Origin of the sequence: Micromonospora sp. NPDC048842 (assembly GCF_040649935.1) — a bacterium.
GTDB classification, from domain to species: domain Bacteria; phylum Actinomycetota; class Actinomycetes; order Mycobacteriales; family Micromonosporaceae; genus Micromonospora; species Micromonospora hortensis.
The window spans coordinates 1-17,120 of the sequence record NZ_JBEZGK010000041.1 but is presented as its reverse complement, the minus strand read 5'-3'; the positions used below and the strand labels follow the sequence as shown (position 1 = coordinate 17,120).

The 17,120-nt window shown below is 71.1% G+C and carries 13 protein-coding genes; 6 read left to right on the top strand and 7 right to left on the bottom strand.

Annotated features, from left to right (window positions below; translation table 11 throughout):
- From AB0C19_RS32475 to AB0C19_RS32465, 3 genes are read left to right on the top strand one after another with little or no spacing between them, the layout of a single operon-like run.
- Nucleotides 1–888 (top strand): carbohydrate ABC transporter permease, encoded by an 888-nt coding sequence (locus AB0C19_RS32475; protein WP_357191563.1) that lies wholly within the window; start codon nt 1–3, stop codon nt 886–888.
- Nucleotides 885–3,116, top strand: a complete 2,232-nt coding sequence (yicI, locus tag AB0C19_RS32470) for an alpha-xylosidase (RefSeq protein WP_357191559.1) — start codon at nt 885–887, stop codon at nt 3,114–3,116. Before AB0C19_RS32475 ends, yicI begins: the two co-directional genes overlap by 4 nt.
- Nucleotides 3,113–4,522, top strand: a complete 1,410-nt coding sequence (locus AB0C19_RS32465) for a GH1 family beta-glucosidase (RefSeq protein ID WP_357191556.1) — start codon at nt 3,113–3,115, stop codon at nt 4,520–4,522. The genes yicI and AB0C19_RS32465 overlap by 4 nt, the downstream gene beginning before the upstream one ends.
- Before the next feature lie 79 nt (nt 4,523–4,601).
- Here AB0C19_RS32465 and AB0C19_RS32460 read toward each other — a convergent pair whose 3' ends face one another.
- Both AB0C19_RS32460 and AB0C19_RS32455 read right to left on the bottom strand, forming a co-directional pair.
- The gene (locus AB0C19_RS32460) at nt 4,602–5,195 is read right to left on the bottom strand and encodes a nucleotidyltransferase family protein (RefSeq protein WP_238687087.1); all 594 of its coding nucleotides are present in this window, start codon (nt 5,193–5,195) and stop codon (nt 4,602–4,604) included.
- A 171-nt stretch (nt 5,196–5,366) separates the two neighbouring features.
- Complete coding sequence (locus AB0C19_RS32455; protein WP_357191594.1) at nt 5,367–7,076, bottom strand: bifunctional 3'-5' exonuclease/DNA polymerase; 1,710 nt, start codon at nt 7,074–7,076, stop codon at nt 5,367–5,369.
- Between the two features lie 120 nt (nt 7,077–7,196).
- Between AB0C19_RS32455 and AB0C19_RS32450 the strand changes: the two genes are divergently transcribed.
- A complete protein-coding gene (locus AB0C19_RS32450) occupies nt 7,197–8,909 on the top strand; it encodes an ABC transporter ATP-binding protein (RefSeq protein WP_357191592.1) in 1,713 nt (570 codons plus the stop codon).
- Between the two features lie 50 nt (nt 8,910–8,959).
- The gene (locus AB0C19_RS32445; RefSeq protein ID WP_357191590.1) at nt 8,960–10,651 is read left to right on the top strand and encodes an ABC transporter ATP-binding protein; all 1,692 of its coding nucleotides are present in this window, start codon (nt 8,960–8,962) and stop codon (nt 10,649–10,651) included.
- 6 nt (nt 10,652–10,657) lie between these two features.
- On the opposite strand, the gene AB0C19_RS32440 is transcribed toward AB0C19_RS32445, so the two are convergent.
- From AB0C19_RS32440 to AB0C19_RS32420, 5 genes are read right to left on the bottom strand one after another with little or no spacing between them, the layout of a single operon-like run.
- Nucleotides 10,658–11,584 (bottom strand): carbohydrate ABC transporter permease, encoded by a 927-nt coding sequence (locus tag AB0C19_RS32440; protein ID WP_357191554.1) that lies wholly within the window; start codon nt 11,582–11,584, stop codon nt 10,658–10,660.
- On the bottom strand, nt 11,584–12,492 hold the full coding sequence (locus AB0C19_RS32435) for a sugar ABC transporter permease (protein ID WP_091403976.1): 909 nt from the start codon (nt 12,490–12,492) through the stop codon (nt 11,584–11,586). The genes AB0C19_RS32440 and AB0C19_RS32435 overlap by 1 nt, the downstream gene beginning before the upstream one ends.
- A gap of 18 nt (nt 12,493–12,510) precedes the next feature.
- Nucleotides 12,511–13,947 (bottom strand): N-acetylglucosamine/diacetylchitobiose ABC transporter substrate-binding protein, encoded by a 1,437-nt coding sequence (gene ngcE, locus AB0C19_RS32430; protein WP_112700593.1) that lies wholly within the window; start codon nt 13,945–13,947, stop codon nt 12,511–12,513.
- A 26-nt stretch (nt 13,948–13,973) separates the two neighbouring features.
- Nucleotides 13,974–14,723: an SIS domain-containing protein gene (locus tag AB0C19_RS32425; protein ID WP_091403970.1), complete on the bottom strand. Its 750-nt coding sequence runs from the start codon at nt 14,721–14,723 to the stop codon at nt 13,974–13,976.
- Nucleotides 14,720–15,673, bottom strand: a complete 954-nt coding sequence (locus AB0C19_RS32420; protein WP_357191550.1) for a MurR/RpiR family transcriptional regulator — start codon at nt 15,671–15,673, stop codon at nt 14,720–14,722. Before AB0C19_RS32420 ends, AB0C19_RS32425 begins: the two co-directional genes overlap by 4 nt.
- A 206-nt stretch (nt 15,674–15,879) precedes the next feature.
- On the opposite strand from AB0C19_RS32420, the gene AB0C19_RS32415 reads away from it, so the two are divergent.
- Nucleotides 15,880–16,866, top strand: coding sequence for a BadF/BadG/BcrA/BcrD ATPase family protein (locus AB0C19_RS32415; RefSeq protein WP_357191548.1), 987 nt, complete (start codon nt 15,880–15,882; stop codon nt 16,864–16,866).
- Nucleotides 16,867–17,120: the final 254 nt, after the last annotated feature.

The window sequence follows — 17,120 nt, the reverse complement described above, 5'->3', positions numbered from 1 at the left end:
ATGGCCGTCACGCTCACACCGAGCACCGCGCCGGTGACGCCGGCCCGGCCCGTACGCGATCGACACCACCGCGGCGTCAGCCGCTGGGTGGTGCTCGCCCTGGTCACCCTCGGCGCGCTCGTCATGCTGGTGCCGTTCGCGTTCATGCTGCTCAACGCGTTCAAGTCGCCCGGCGACTACTCCTCGGGCGGCCCGCTGAGCTGGCCGACGGAGTTCTACACGAAGGGCCTGCGCACGTACTGGACCGAGGTGAACTTCCCGCTGAAGTTCTGGAATTCGGCGATCATCGCCGGCTCGGTGGCAGTGTTCGGCGTCGCCGTGTCACTGCTCAACGCGTACGCGCTGGGCATCGGCCGGGTCCGGGGCCGGCTGTGGATCGTCGGTTTGTTCCTGCTGGCCAACATGCTGCCGCAGGAGGCGCTGATCTACCCGCTGTACTACGCGGCGAAGCAGGTCGGCCTCTACAACACCCAGCTCTCGGTGATCATCATCTTCACCGTGATCCAGAGCGCCTTCGGCACGTACCTGCTCGCCTCGGTGATGGGCACGTTCCCGCGCTCGCTGCTGGAGGCCGCCGCGCTGGACGGCGCCGGCAAGTGGACGGTGCTGTGGCGGGTGGTCTTCCCCAACCTGCGGCCCACCCTCGCGGTGCTGCTCATCTTCTTCTTCATCTGGACGTGGAACGAGTTCCTCATCCCGCTGGTCATGCTGATCGACAACCAGACGCAGACCATTCCGGTCGCGCTCGCGTCGTTGCAGGGCGACCGGCTGATGGACGCTCCGACCACCAACGCCGGCGCGCTGATCAGCCTGGTGCCGGCCATCCTCTTCTTCCTCATCTTCCAGCGCACCCTGGCGCGCGGCATCACGGCAGGAGCCGAGAAGTGAAGTTCACCGACGGGTACTGGCAGCTGCGCCCCGGCGTCAGCGTCCTGCGGCCCGGCACCGTGGAGTCGGTCGAGCCGGACGAGCGCGGCTTCACCGTCTTCGCACCGACCGGCCAGATCACCGGACGCGGCGACACCCTCAACCGCCCGCTGGTCACCGTCCGGTTCTTCTCCCCCGCCCCCGGCGTCATCGGGGTGACCATCGCCCACCACACCGGCGGGCTGCCCCGCGAGCCGCACTTCGGGCTGAGCACCGACGAGACGCACCCGGTCACCGTCGACGTCACAGGGCTCAGCGCGACGCTGACCACCGGCGAGCTGACCGCGCGGGTCGCGCTCATCGACGGGTGGCGGGTCGACTTCCTGCACGGCGACCGGCTGGTCACCGCGTCCACCGCCCGCAGCATCGGCGTCGTCACCGACGCCGAGGGCCGCCGGCACGTACACGAACGGCTCGCCCTCGGTGTCGGTGAGACGGTGTACGGGTTGGGCGAGCGCTTCGGCCCGTTCGTGAAGAACGGGCAGACCGTCGACATCTGGAACGCCGACGGTGGCACCGCCAGCGAGCAGGCGTACAAGAACGTGCCGTTCTACCTGAGCAGCGCCGGCTACGGGGTCTTCGTGGACCACCCGGAGCACGTGTCGTTCGAGGTCGGCTCCGAGGTCGTCACCCAGACCCAGTTCAGCGTCGAGGGCCAGTCGCTCACCTACTACGTCATCGACGGGCCCCACCCGAAGGACGTGCTGCGCCGGTACACCGCCCTCACCGGCCGTCCCGCCCGGATCCCCGCCTGGTCGTACGGCCTCTGGTTGTCCACCTCGTTCACCACCTCGTACGACGAGAAGACGGTGACCGAGTTCGTCGACGGGATGGCCGAGCGCGGGCTCCCGCTGTCGGTGTTCCACTTCGACTGTTTCTGGATGCGTCAGTTCCACTGGGTCGACTTCATCTGGGACCCGGCGACCTTCCCCGACCCGGACGGGATGCTGCGCCGGCTGCACGAGCGCGACCTGAAGGTGTGCGTCTGGATCAACCCGTACATCGCGCAGCGCTCGTACCTCTTCGAGGAGGGCCGCGAGGCTGGTTACCTGGTGCGCAACCCGGACGGTTCGGTCTGGCAGTGGGACAAGTGGCAGGCCGGCATGGCGCTTGTCGACTTCACCAACCCGGACGCGGTCCGCTGGTTCACCGGCAAGCTCAAGGCCCTGCTGGACATGGGCGTCGACTGCTTCAAGACCGACTTCGGCGAGCGCATCCCGACCGACGTGGTGTGGCACGACGGCTCGGACCCGCAGCGGATGCACAACTACTACTCGTACCTCTACAACAAGGCGGTCTTCGAGCTGCTGGAGACCGAGCGCGGCGAAGGCGAGGCGGTGCTGTTCGCCCGCTCGGCCACCGTCGGCGGGCAGCAGTTCCCGGTGCACTGGGGCGGCGACTGCGAGTCGACGTTCGTCGCGATGGCCGAGTCGCTGCGCGGCGGGCTGTCCCTGGCCGCGTCCGGCTTCGGCTACTGGAGCCACGACATCGGCGGCTTCGAGGGCACTCCCGACCCAGCGGTGTTCAAACGGTGGGTCGCCTTCGGGCTGCTCTCCTCGCACTCCCGGCTGCACGGGTCCGGCTCGTACCGGGTGCCGTGGGCGTACGACGAGGAGGCAGTGGACGTGCTGCGGCACTTCACCCACCTCAAGCTCGGCCTGATGCCGTACCTGGCGGCCGCCGCCCAGGAGGCACACCGCGACGGGACGCCGGTGATGCGGCCGATGTTCCTGGAGTTCCCGGACGACCCGGCGACTGCGCACCTGGACCGGCAGTACATGCTCGGCCCGGACGTGCTGGTCGCCCCGGTGCTCAGCGCCGACGGCGACGTCACGTACTACGTCCCCGCCGGCACCTGGACACACCTGGTCACCGGCGCGCAGGTCACCGGCCCGGCCTGGTTGACCGAGAAGCACGGCTTCGACAGCCTGCCGGTGCTGGCCCGACCGGGCGCGGTCATCCCGTTCGGCTCGCGCACCGACCGACCGGACTACGAGTGGGCCGACGATGTGCGGCTGCGGGTGTACGCACCGACCGAGGGGCAGCGGACCCGGGTACGGGTACCGTCACCCGGCAACGGGCCGGGCGCCGAGTTCGACGTGCGCTACGAGGGTGGGACGGCCAGCGCCGAACTGGTAGCCGGCACCTCGACGGGCTACATCTGCGAGATCCAGGGGACGGAACGATGACGCAACACCACTTCCCGGAGAGCTTCGTCTGGGGCTCGGCTACTGCCGCGTACCAGATCGAGGGCGCGGCGACCGAGGACGGGCGCGGACCGTCCATCTGGGACACCTACAGCCACACACCCGGTCGGACCCTCAACGGTGACACCGGTGACGTGGCCGCCGACCACTACCACCGGTGGGCCGACGACCTCGGGCACATCGCCGACCTGGGCCTCGGCGCGTACCGGTTCTCCATCTCCTGGCCCCGGGTGCAGCCGGGCGGCTCGGGCCGGTTCAACCAGGCCGGCATCGACTTCTACTCGCGGCTGGTGGACGGGCTGCTGGAGCGGGGCGTCCGCCCGGTGGCCACCATGTACCACTGGGACCTGCCGCAGGAGTTGGAGGACGCCGGCGGGTGGGCGGCGCGGGAGACCGCGTTGCGCTTCCAGGAGTACGCGGCGGGCATCGTCGGCGCGCTGGGCGACCGGGTGCACACCTGGACGACGCTCAACGAGCCGTGGTGCTCGGCGTACCTGGGCTACGCCTCCGGCGTGCACGCGCCGGGTCGGACCGAACCGGCGGCGGCGCTGGCCGCGGTGCACCACCTCAACCTCGCGCACGGCCTGGCCGGTCGGGTGGTCCGGGAGCTGGCCCCGTCCGCCGAGCTGTCGGTGACGCTGAACCTGCACGTCATCCGGGGCGCGTCCGACTCGGCCGCCGACCAGGACGCGGTCCGGCGGATCGACGCGTTGGCCAACCGGGCGTTCCTCGGCCCGATGCTGGACGGGGAGTACCCGGCCGACCTGCTGGCCGACACCGCCTCCGTCACCGACTGGTCGTTCGTCCGCGAGGGCGACGAGAAGCTGATCGCGGTGCCACTGGACGTGCTCGGGGTCAACTACTACTCCAGCACCCTGGTCCGGGCCTGGGACGGGGTGTCGGCCCGCTCCGACGCCGACGGGCACGGCGCGTCGACCTCGACGCCGTGGGTGGCCGCGGAGAGCGTCGACTTCCTGCCGCAGCCCGGCCCGTACACGGCGATGGGGTGGAACATCGACCCGCCGGCGCTGACCGAGCTGCTGCTGCGCCTCCAGCGCGAATACCCCAGCCAGCCCATGATGATCACTGAGAACGGCGCGGCGTTCGACGATGTGGTGTCGGCCGACGGCCGGATCCACGACGACCGGCGGATCGACTACCTGCGTCGACACATCGGCGCGATGGCCGACGCCCGCGCGCAGGGCGCGGACGTGCGCGGCTACTTCGTCTGGTCGTTGCTGGACAACTTCGAGTGGGGCTACGGCTACGACCGCCGCTTCGGCATCATCCGGGTCGACTACGACACCCAGGTCCGCACCTGGAAGGACAGCGCCCACTGGTACCAGCGCCTCGCCGCCACCGGCGAGCTGGACCGGGCGCAGGACTAACTGAGGAGCGTGATGTCTGTGAGTCATCGTGATGACTCACAGACATCACGCACTTCGGGGAGCCCGGCAGGACGCGTCCTCAGACCCCGACGCGCTGCGGCGGGACGGTGAGCCCGTACATCTCCATCAGCTCCGGGGTGTCGACCCGGCTGCCGTCGGCCACCGAGTCGCAGGCGATGTCGACGATCTGGTCCTTGTGCGCCAACAGGTACGGCCGGGCGCCCACGTCGGCGCTGGCCAGGGTGGCGATGCCGGGCCAGTGCCGGCGGCCGAACAACATCGGGTAACCGCGCAGCCCGTCGTAGGTGGCACAGACCAGCACGTCCGGGTACGGCAGCGCGGCCACCCGGCTGACCGCCTCGGCGGTCAGGCCCGGCATGTCGACAGGCACCACCACCACCGCCTCGATCCCCTCATCGTCCATGGCGGCCAGGCCGGCCCGGATGGACGAGCCGACTCCGGTGCCCCACGCCTTGTTGATCACAACGGTCGCCTTGCCCAGGTCGGCGGTTTCCTGGACCTGCTCGGCGGCAGCGCCCAGGACGACCACGATCTGCTCGCAGCCCGCCTCGGTCATCGTGTCGATCATCTGGTTCACCAGGGGCTTGTCACCCTGGTGCAGCAGCGCCTCGGGACCACCGATCCGTCGTCCTCCGCCTGCGGCGATGATCATTCCTGCGATCCGGTTCAGCTGCGCCCCCTCCAGCACGGGACGGAACGTGACAGTTCCGTCCCCTCCTACGGACACTGCAACGAGGAGGGCCGGCCGGGGGTGGCGGGGCGAAAAGGAGAAATAGCACAACCGTTACACGACCGGCATCCGCCGACACGGACACTCAGCAGGTCAGGCCGCGTCGGCGTAGCAGTCGACGATGGACAGGTCCAGCGGGAACCTAACCGGCGTCTCACCGAAGAGCAGCGCGGAGGCGCGCTCGCCCGACCGATTGACAGCCTCGGCGACCGCGTCCGCCTGATCGGCCGGCGCGTGCACGACCACCTCGTCGTGCTGGAAGAAGACCAGCTCGGCATCGGTGCCGGACAGCTCCGTCCGAAGCGTGGCCAGCAACGTGGAGGCCCACTCCGCAGCCGTGGCCTGGATGACGAAGTTGCGGGTGAAGCGCCCCCGGGACCGGGCGGCACGCGCACGCGGACTGTGCGGATCACCCGCCCCCTCCGGATCGGAAGGCTCGTCGTCGAGATCCCCGAACCCGGCCGAGCCGGGCGGACACGTGCGCCCCAGCCACGACCGCACCAGCCCACCGTTCTCACCGGTACGTGCCGCCGCCTCGACGTAACCGAACGCCGTCGGGTAACTGCGCTTCAGCACCGCCAACGCGGGCACCGCGGCCCCGCCGGTCTGCCCGTACATCGCGCCGAGCAGGGCCACCTTGGCCTTGGCCCGGTCACCGCCGAACGAGTCCCGGGCCAGGGCCGCGTAGAGATCGCCGGCACCCCCCGCCGCCGCCAACCGCGCGTCACCGGAGACCGCGGCCAGCACCCGGGGCTCCAACTGGCCGGCGTCGGCGACCACCAACCGCCAGCCCGGATCGGCCACCACCGCCCGCCGGATCACCTTGGGGATCTGCAACGCGCCACCACCCCGGGTGGCCCACCGGCCGGAGACGACACCTGCCGGCACGTACTCCGGTTGGAACCGGCCGCCCCGCGCCCACTGATCGAGCCAGGACCAGCCGTGCGCCGTCCAGATCCGGTAGAGCTCCTTGTATTCCAGCACCAGCGGCACCGCCGGATGGTCCACCCCGCGCAGCACCCAGGCCCGGGTGTTGGGCAGCTCCACCCCGACCCGGGCGAACGCCTTCAGCAGCTCCGCCGGCGAGTCGGTGTGCAGGCCGCGTACGCCGAGCGCGTCGGCGATCCGGGCGGCCAGCTCGGCGAGTCGGCGTGGCGGACCACCGACCGGGGACGCCTCGCCGAGCAGCTCGTGCAGGATCTCGTTGTGCACGTCGGCACGCCAGGGCAGCCCGACGACGCCCATCTCCGCCGCGATCAGCGCGCCGGCCGACTCGGCGGCCACCAGCAACCGGAACCGGCCGGGGTGCTCGGTCGCCGCGACGCGGGTGAGCTGGTCGGCGTACACCTGGATCAGTGCCTCGATGCCCGGGCCCGGCGGACCGGGCAGTGTGTCGAAGAGCGCGCCCTGCCCGTGCCCGGGTGGCGCGGCGGCGCGCGGCGGCGGGTCGGGCGGCACCGCCGCGCCGGTCAGCCGGGCCCAGGCGGCGGCCAGCGAGCGGGGCTCGCCCCAACGGCCCACATGCCCGAGCAGCAACGCCTCGGTCAACTCCACGTCGTGACACCGGTCGACCCGGACGCCGGCGCGCAGCAGCGTCGGGTAGACCGCCGTGGCGGTCGACCAGACCCAGCGCGGGTGCTCGGCGGCCTCGCGTGCGGCGACCGCGGCGACCAGATCGGTGACGACCTCGGGCTGGCCGGTCGGCTGGCCGGTGGCGTCCAGCGGGCACAGCACTCCCCCACCCCGCTCGTCGGACACCACCGCCACCAGCACGAACGTGATTCTGCCTCTCCCGTCCGACAGAAACGGAGGCGCACCTCACCATGATCGGGTCGGTGGGGTGTCAGGGCCGGTCGGTAGCGTGATCGGGTGCCTCCGCAGATCCCGCATCCCGATCCTGGCACCCCCGACGCCCGCGGTCCGATGCGCTACCTCTGGTGGCTGGTCCGCTGCCAACCCTGGCGGGTGCTGCGCGGCAGCCTGATCGGCACGGCCTGGATGATCGGGCTCTCGGCTCGGCCCTACCTGATCGCCCGCGCCGTCGACGACGGGCTGCGCGAACGCGACACCCAGGCCCTGGCGCTCTGGGTCGCGGCGATCGTCGTCGCGGGCGTGGCCCTGTCCTACCTGGGTATCATGCGGCACCGCACGATGACCTTCATCCGGGAGGACGCCAAGGCCCGCTCGGCGGAGGTCCTGCTGCGCCATCTGTCCCGCATCGGCGCGGTGCTGCCCCGCCGGGTCGGGGCGGGCGAGGTGTCCACCATCGGCGGTTCCGACATCGACTGGACGGCGCAGGTGCTGACGCTGACCGGGCCGGGCGTCGGCGCTGTCGTCGCGTACGCCGTGATCGCCGTGGTGCTCTGGTCGATCTCGCCGATGCTCGCGCTCTGCGTGCTGGTGGGGGTGCCGATCGTCGGTCTGATCGTGGGGCCGCTGCTGCGCCGCCTGGAGCAGGTCGAATCGGTCTATCGCCGGCAGCAGGGCGCGCTCACCGCCCGATCCGGTGACATCGTGGCCGGGCTGCGGGTGCTCGCCGGGGTGGGCGGTCGGGACCTGTTCGCCCGGCGGTACGCGGCCCAGTCCCAGGAGCTACGCGCCGAGGGCTACCGGGTCGGCGCTGTCAACAGCTGGATCGACGCGGCGACTGTCGCCATTCCCGGGTTGTTCCTGGCGGCGGTGGTCTGGCTGACGGCCCGGATGGCGGTGACCGGTGAGGTCACGATCGGCGAGTTGGTCGCCGTCTACGGCTACGTGGCGACTCTGATCGTGCCGGTCTGGTTCCTGCTGGAGGGCAGTTACCAGCTCATCCGCGGTCGGGTCGCCGCCCGACGGATCGCCGACCTGCTCAACGTGACGCCGGACGACGTCGGTGGTCCGGGCCGCCGGTGGCCGGGCGCCGTGCCCGAGGCACGCCGGCCGGACGACCTGGCCGGGCCGGACGGCCCGGCCGACCTGCACGACCCGGTGACCGGCCTGACAGTGCGCGCCGGCCACCTGACCGGTGTTGCGGCAGACGACCCGGCGGCGGCCGTGGCGTTGGCCGACCGGCTCGGCCGGTACGTCGCCAGCGACGTCACCTGGGGCGGCGTGCCGGTGCGCGAGGTCGCCCTGGACGAGGTCCGCGCGCGGATCCTCGTCGCCGACCACGACTCCTACCTCTTCGCCGGCACGCTGCGCGACATCCTGCGCGTCGGCGCCGGCGCCGACGACGATGACGAACGGATCAGCGCGTCCCTGGGGACCGCCTCGGCGCAGGACGTCGTCGACGCCCTGCCCGCCGGGCTGGACACCCCGATCGACGCCCGAGCCCGGACACTCTCCGGCGGTCAACGCCAACGAATGCGCCTGGCCCGGGCGCTGAGCAACGAACCGGAGGTGCTGATCCTCGTCGACCCGACGTCGGCGGTGGACGCGCACACCGAGGCGCGGATCGCCGAGCGGCTGCGGGCCGCGCGGGCCGGGCGGACCACGGTGGTGATCGCCACGTCGCCGCTGCTGCTCGGCCGGGCCGACCTGGTCGCGCTTCTGAGCGCCGGCCGGATCACCGCCACCGGCAGCCACGCCGACCTGCTCGACGACGACCCGGCCTACCGGCACCTGGTGGCCCGCGGCAGCGAGGAGGCGTACCGGTGAGCCGGCTGCCGGTCGCCGACCGGGGCACCGTCCGCCGGGCCCTGCGGGACATGATCAGCCGGCACCGGCGCGCCGTCGGAGTCGTGCTGGCGCTGCACAGCGCCGCCGCGGTCGCCGGGCTCGCCCCGCCGTGGCTGCTGGGGACCATCGTCGACCAGGTCACCGCGGGCGCGAGTGTGGCCACTGTGGACCGGCTGGCACTGGCCATCGCCGGCTGCGTCCTGGTCAGCGCCCTGCTCTCCCGGTACGCGCAGTACGCCGGCCACCGCTTCGGCGAACGGGCCGTCGCCGAACTGCGCGAGGAGTTCGTCTCCCGGACTCTCGGGCTGCCCGTCTCGGTCGTCGAGCGTGCCGGCTCCGGGGACCTGGCCACCCGCAGCTCGGTCGACGTGTCGACTGTCGGCACCACCGTCCGGGACGTGGTGCCCACCATGGTCATCGCCACTGTGCAGTTGACGTTGCTGTTCGGGGCCATCTTCCTGCTGCACCCCCTTCTCGGGCTGGCCGCGCTGGCCGGGCTCCCGTCGATAGTGGCGCTGACCCGCTGGTACCTGCGCCGGGCCAGCTCCGCGTACCTCACCGAGGGCGCGGCGGCGGCCGAGCTGACCGAGACACTGACCACCACCGCCGAGGGCGCGCGCACAGTGGAGGCGCTGCGGCTGACCGACGACCGGATCCGGCACGGCACCACCCGCATCACAGAGCTGTGGCAGGCCCGTCGCGCGACCCTCGCGCTGCGTACCGTGTTCTTCTCGGTCGTCGAGGCCAGCTATCCGCTGCCGATCGCCATGGTCCTGCTCGTCGGGGGCTACCTGCTGTCCCGGGACATGGTGTCGCTCGGCGCGGTGGTCGCCGCCGCGCTCTACCTGCAACAGGCGATCGACCCGTTGGACCGGCTGTTGCAGTGGACCGAGCAGGCGCAACGCGGTTTCGCGTCGTACGCGCGGCTGCTCGGCGTCGGCATGGTCCCGCCCGAAGCACCCGGCACGACCGCCTCACCACGGGGCGAGCGGCTCCTCGTCAGTGGCGCCCGGTTCTCCTACTCCGACGGGCCGGACGTGCTGCACGGCATCGACCTTGAGGTGCAGCCCGGTGAGCGGCTGGCGGTCGTCGGCCCGTCCGGCGCCGGCAAGTCCACACTGGCCCGGCTGCTGGCCGGGATCGACGCGCCGCGCCACGGCGTCGTCACCATCGGCGGGTGCCCGGTCACCGACCTCGACCCGGCCGAGCGACGCCGCCGGATCGCCCTGGTCACCCAGGAGCACCACGTCTTCATCGGCTCGGTACGCGACAACCTCTCCTTCGCCGCGCCCGACGCCTCCGACGACCAGATGCGCGCCGCGCTGCTCACAGTGGGCGCCGATTGGTTCGCCGAGCTACCCGACGACCTGGACACCCAGCTCGGCGACGGGGCCCGCCAACTCGGTGCGGCCGAGGCCCAACAGCTCGCGCTGGCCCGGTTGGTGCTCGCCGACCCGCACACGCTGATCCTGGACGAGGCGACCGCCGCGCTCGACCCGTCCACCGCCCGCCGGACCGAACGCGCGCTGGCCGCAGTGCTGGTCGGGCGGACCGTCATCGCGATCGCGCACCGACTCAACACCGCGCACGACGCCGACCGGGTGGCCGTGCTCGCCGACGGTCGGATCACCGAGATCGGCAGCCACGACGAGCTGGTCGCGGCCGGCGGGGCGTACGCAGCCCTGTGGCGCTCCTGGCACACCCGCGTCGACGAGCGGTGAGACGTCCTACTTCACCGCTCCGGAGGTGAGGCCGGCCTGGATCTGACGCTGGAAGACCGCGTACACGAGGATCATCGGGAGGATGGCGATGGTCAGCGCGGCGAACAGCCCGGACCAGTCCGCCTCGTAGCCGGCGTTGACGGAGATGTCGGCGATGCCCTGGGTGAGCACCCATTTGTCCTTGGCGTTGGAGAGCAGCACCAACGGGAGTTGGTACTGCGCCCACTGACCGATGATGTTGAAGATCGCGACGCTGATCAGACCCGGCTTCGCCATCGGCATCATCACCTGGAAGAACAGCCGGCTGTGCCCGCAGCCGTCGATCATCCCCGCCTCGGCCACCGACGACGGCAGCGTCTTGAAGAACGCGGCCAGGAAGAACACGGTGAACGGCAACGAGTACGCGGTGTAGACCAGTACCACGCCGGTGTGGGTGTCCAGCAGACCGAGGTTCTTCACCACGAAGAAGAGCGGCACCAGTGCCAGGAAGACCGGGAAGGCCAAGCCCGAGACGAAGAGGAAGTAGACAGCCCGGTTGCCCCAGAACTTGTAGCGGGCCAGCACGTACGCGGCCATCGAGCCGAGCAGCATGGTGAGGAACGTGCTGCACGACACCACGATCACGCTGTTGAGGAAGTACCGCCCGACGTGCGCCTTGGTCCAGGCCCGCCCGAAGTTCTCCCAGCGCAGCTCGGCCGGCAGCGTCCACGGGCTGCTGAAGATCTCGCTGGTGTTCTTGAACGCGGCGAGGAAGGTCCAGAGGATCGGCACGATCACGATCACCGCCCACACGGCGAGCGCGACGTGCCCCAGGCCGGCGAACAGCTTTACCTCCGAGCGGGGGCCCTTGCTCCCCGACCCGGCGGCGGACGGGTCACCGGTCTTCGGCGGTAGCGCCGCCGGCGTCGGCGGCAGCGTCGACTGCGGATTCATCAGTACTCCACGCTTTCCCGCTTGGTGAGCCGCAGCGTCAGCGCCGCGAACGTGAGGGTGAGGAAGAACAGCGCCACGCCCATCGCCGAGGCGTAGCCGTACTTCGAGTAGACGAACGCGTTGCGGTAGATCTCCATGGCGAGCACCGTGGTCGCGCCGTCCGGGCCGCCACCGTCCACCGAGAGCACCGCCACGATGGCGAACGCGTCGAACGCCGCGATCCCGAGGTACACCCAGGCCACCTGGAGGGTGTCCCACAGCAGCGGCAGGGTGACCCGGAAGAACAGGGTCACCTTCGTCGCCCCGTCCATCTCGGCGGCCTCGTAGATCTCACCGGGGATGGAGGCCATCCCGGCCGAGAAGAGCACCACGTAGAAGCCGACCGCCTGCCAGACCAGCACCGCGATGATCGACCAGAGGGCCAGGTTCGGCTTGACCAGGAAGAGGATCGGCTCGATGCCGAACTTCATCAACACGCCGTTGATCAGGCCGGACTCGTTCGGCCGGTACACCATCTGGAACAACACAGCGATGATGGCCACCGCCAGGACCTGGGGGAAGAAGAACACCACCCGGTAGAACTTCGCCCCCCAGACCCCCTGGCGTTGACCACCGCTGCTCTTGCCGCCCACGTTGAGTAGGAAGGCGAAGAACAGGGCGATGGCAATGGTGATCAGCGGCAGGGCAAGCAGCAGTACGCCGTGGTGCTGGACCGCTTTCCAGAAGGCCCCGTCGTCGAGCAACCTCCGGTAGTTGTCGAAGCCCACCCACTGCGGGGCCGACAGCCCCCGCCAGTTGGTCATCGAGATCTGGAACGCCTGCGCGTACGGCCAGATCACGAATGTCACGTACAGCGCGACCGGGGCGAACAGGAACCCGATCACGAATGGATACTTGCCGTGCCGCATGACCCTAGCTCCGATCGATCAGCGCTTGAACTTGGTGACGGAGCTGTCCTTCTTGATGGCGTCGGCGCGCTTCTGGATCCGCTCCACGAAGGCGTCCGCGTTGATCCGGCCGAACATCAGCTCGTTGGTGGCGGTACGCGCCTCCGTGTCGAGCTCCTTGTACCAACCGTCGAAGTACAGGTTGAACACGTCCTGACCGGCCGCCTTGAGCGCGGCCTGCGAGCTGGCCACACCGGGCGGGAAGGCGAAACCCTCCGAGCCGGCGGTGACCACGGTCGGAGCCTTGACCACCTCGGTGAAGCCCTTCGCGCCCGCCGTCGAGAGCATCTGACGCATGTACTCCAGCCCGCCCTTGGGGTTCTTGCTCTTCGCCGAGACAAAGTAGCCCTCACCGGCGGTGGCGCGCAGCGCGGTGGCCGGCAGCTTGTCCGAGGCGGACAGGCTCGGCACCGGCATGAGCTGGTAGTCGAAGCCGGCCGGCGTGTCCTTCTTCTGCTCGCCCTCCAGCCAGTCACCGCTGGGGTACATGGCCACCTTGTACTGGTTCTGCCGCAGCTGCACGTCGGTGTGCTTGAGCCCCTCGAAGCTCTTGTCGCTGAACTTCGCCCCGACCTCGGCCCACGCCGCGGCGGCCTGCTTGACGGCGTCCTGCTTCCAGGCGCCGTCCTCCAGGTTGTCGATGTTCTTCAGCACGTCCGTGCCGCCGATCTTGGCGGCGTGGGTGAGGATCACGTTCCACTGGTAGTACGCGGCGTTCGCACCGGCGTAGCCGTACGGGGTGATGCCCTTGGCCTTGATGTTCGTGAGCAGGGCCATGAACTCGTCCCAGTTCTTCGCCGGCGCCCACCCGTTGTCCTTGAACAGCTTGCCCGAGTACCAGATGCCGAAGACGGTGGAGACGTAGTACAGGACGAACGGCTTGCCGTTGAACGAACCGGCCTCGATGGTGCCCGGCACCACTGTGTCGCGGACCTTCTTGGACGGGTCGTCGACCGACGGCGCGTCCCACAGCTCGGTGAGGTCCTGAAGCTGACCGTCGGCAACGAGCGCGCCGAAGTCCATCAGCTTCTCGCCCGAGTTGTTCACGAACTCCGGCGGGTTACCGGATGCGAACCGCGGCTGGAGCACCGTGGAGACGGCCTGGGTGGCCTGGTGCTTGACCTCGGCCTTGGGGAACGCCTTCTTGTACAGCGGCTCGTGCACGTCGGTGGCGTACTTCTCGCCGTAGCCACCGTTGAAGATGACCACCTCGATCGCGGCGTCCTCCTTGACGCCCAGCGGGTTCTTCTCGCTCTTGGTGCCGCCGGCGACCTGCTCGTTGTCACCGTCGCTGCCGCTGGTGGCGCAGGCGCCGAGCAGGCCGATGGCCGGAGTGGCGAGCATGCCCACGGCGGCGGCGCGACGCAGCACCGTGCGACGGTCGAGTGCGGCCGGGTGTTCGGGGGTAATCGACATCGTCGTCTCTCCTTGTGGAATTCGGGTCATGCGGTACGCCGGAGACGTCCGGCGTACCGCGACTCGAGGGCGAGGTTGTGCTCGTCCCCGCCGGGGACGTTGGCGGAGAGGTAGATAGGGGGTACCTCCCCGGCCTGGTGGAACCGTCGTACGACCTCCGCGGTCAGCAACTGCGCCAGCAGCGCCGTGGTGACCGAGGAGACCGCACAGACCGCGCCGCCGCCCTCGAGCGGCAGCAGTGCATCGCCGTACGGCGCGCCGTTGTCCAGCACGACGTCGGCGAGGTCGGCGAGCCGGTGCCCGGACGGGTGCCGTGGGGCGACCCGCGCGGTGTGCTCGACCGAGGTGACCGCGATCAACGGGTGACCGCGCTCGGTGACCAGCGCCGCCAGCTCGACCACCGAGCCGTTGATGCCGGATTGGGACGCCACCACGAACACGTCGCGCGGCTGGGGTGCCGCGAGGGCGTAGATCTGGTGGGCGATGGAGGGATCACGTTCCAGCTTGGGGTCGGCGAGCACGTCACGCGGTGCGTCACCGTGCATGACCAGGTCCCGTACCGAGAGCCGGTTGGTGGGGACCAACCCGCCGGCCCGGGCGACCAGCTCGGCGGCGAACGCCTCCGAGTGCCCGGCACCGAACGCCTGGAGCACGCCACCGTCGCGCAGGCTGTCGGCGATCAGGTCGGCGGCCCGGGTGATCCCGTCGGCCTCCGAGTCGAGCAGCCGGTCGAGCACCGGGCGGACGGCGTCCGCGTACCCCTGGGCGCTGATCATGAGTGGGCTCCCTTCGCTGCCTTGTGCCCGTCGACGGCCTGCGCTGTTCGCCGGAAGGCCGCGTGTGCCCGGTCGTGCGTGCGTTGGGCGACGGCGATGTAGAGCAGGTCGAGCACCACCAGTTGGGGGTGCCGGGCGGAGAGCGCGTCCGGCCGGAAGGTGGTCGCCTGGCTGGCCGTGAGCAGCACGATGTCGGCCAGCTCGGCCAGCGGTGAGCGGGGGAAGCCGGTGAGCGCGAGCGTGGTGGCGCCCCGGCTGCCCGCCTCGGCGAGCATCTCGATCGTCTCCCGGGTCTGCCCGGTGTGCGAGATGCCGAGCGCCACGTCCCCCGATCGCAGCAACGCGGCGCTGGCCAACCCCTCGTGCACGTCGTTCCACGCCCACGCCGCCACACCGATGCGGTGCAGGCTGAACTGCATCTCCTCACCGACCAGGGCACTGCCGCTGGCACCGAAGATGTTCACCCTGGTGGCGCCGGCGATTGCCACCGCGGCCCGCTCCACCTCCGTGAGGTCGAGCAGGGTGGCGGTGTCGTGCATGGCCCGGGTGTCGGCGGCCATGATCTGGTCGAGCACCCGGGCGAGCGGGTCGCTCGGCTGGATCTCGCGTCCGATGTCGACCGTCCAACCGGCGGAGCGGGCCCGGCCGGTCTCGGAGGCGATGCCCAGCCGCAGGTCGGCGTACCCCTCGAACCCCATCGCCCGGCAGAAGCGGGTGATGGTCGCCGGTGAGGTGCCGCTGCGCTCGGCCAGCTCGACGATTGTCGAGCGGGCGGCGGCCTCCGGGTCGCTGAGCACGTGCTCGGCGACCCGACGCAGGGCGCCGGTCAACTCGCCCAGCCCGTTGCGAACCCGGGCCAACACCCCGTCGGAGGCCGAGCTCCGCCGGTCGATCACATCGGCGTCGACCACCGCGGTCCCCGCGGCGGTGTCCACCTCGTGATCAACCATGAGACGCCTCAGCTTTCCGAAAAGACTGTTAACTGTTAGTGGTAAAAGTTCTTACTGAACGACCCTCTGTGTCAAGACTGTGGGCGAAGTTTTCAAACTGTTACCTGGTGCACAGCCCTCCACGCCCGCCACAACTTGCCCCGCACGACCCCGCCGACCAGCATGAACAAGCCAGATCGCCGTTCCGCGCAAGGAGACTCGTGCCGATGTCCGACACCGTCGTGGTGGGTCTCGATATCGGCGGTACGTCCACCCGGGCGACCGTCCTCACCCTCACCGGGCACCGCGTCGGCACCGGCCGCGCCGGTGGCGGCAACCCCACCAGCCACGGCGCCGAACGCGCCGCCGCCGAACTGCTGACCGCGCTGCGCGAGGCGCTCGCCGACGTTGACCCGACGCGGGCGGCCGCCGGCACCATCGGGCTCGCCGGAGCCGGCCGGCTGCTCGCCGACCCCGCCGGGCGGGCCGCCTTCGACCAGGCCTGGCACGACGCCGGCCTGCGCTGCCCGTACGAGGTGCACGGCGACGCCCTGGTCGCGTACGCCTCCGGCACCGCCGCCCCGGACGGAACCATCCTCATCGCCGGCACCGGCGCGATCACCGCCCAGGTCCACGAGCTGCGGCTCGACCGGATCGCCGACGGCCACGGCTGGCTCCTCGGCGACGCCGGCTCGGGCTTCTGGCTCGGTCGGGAAGCCGTGCGCCGGCTGCTCGCCGACCTCGACGCCGGCCGCGGGCTGGGCGCGCTGACCACCACCGTGCTCACCGAGATTCTGGGCAGCGCCGACATCGCCGCCCGCCCCCGGGACACCGTCGACGCCACCATCCAGACGGTGACGCGTCGACCCCCCATCGAGCTGGCCCGGCTCGCCCCGCTTGTCGTCGACGCCGCCACCCACGGCGACCCGGTCGCCACCGCGCTGATCACCACCGCCGCCGGGCACCTCACCGAGAGCGTGAGCCGCATCCGCCCCGCCGGGGCCGTGACGCCGATCGTGCTGGGCGGCGGCCTGCTCACCGCGGACACCCCGCTCGCCGCCGCCGTCCGAGCCGAGATCGCGCGACACTGGCCGGACGCGCCACTGCGGACCGCCGGAGACGGCGCCGCCGCCGCGGCCTGGCTCGCCGCCCGTGGCCTACCCGAGGTGACCGACCCGGCCGCCCTGCACGCCCGCCTCTTTCCGACCCCCTGACCCACCAGCCCGCACACGCCGGGCCCGCACACGCCGGGCCCGCACCTCCGGGCCCGCACACGCCGGGCCCGCACACGCCGGGCCCGCACACGCCGGGCCCGCACCTCCGGGCCCGCACCTCCGGGCCCGCACCTCCGGGCCCGCACCCCGCCCGGCCCGCACCATCGGGAGCGTCGCTCTCCAGCAGCATCGCGACCGCGCCGATCCGGCCGGTCCGGTACGCCTGGGCGGCGATCTGCCCGACATGCGGGGCC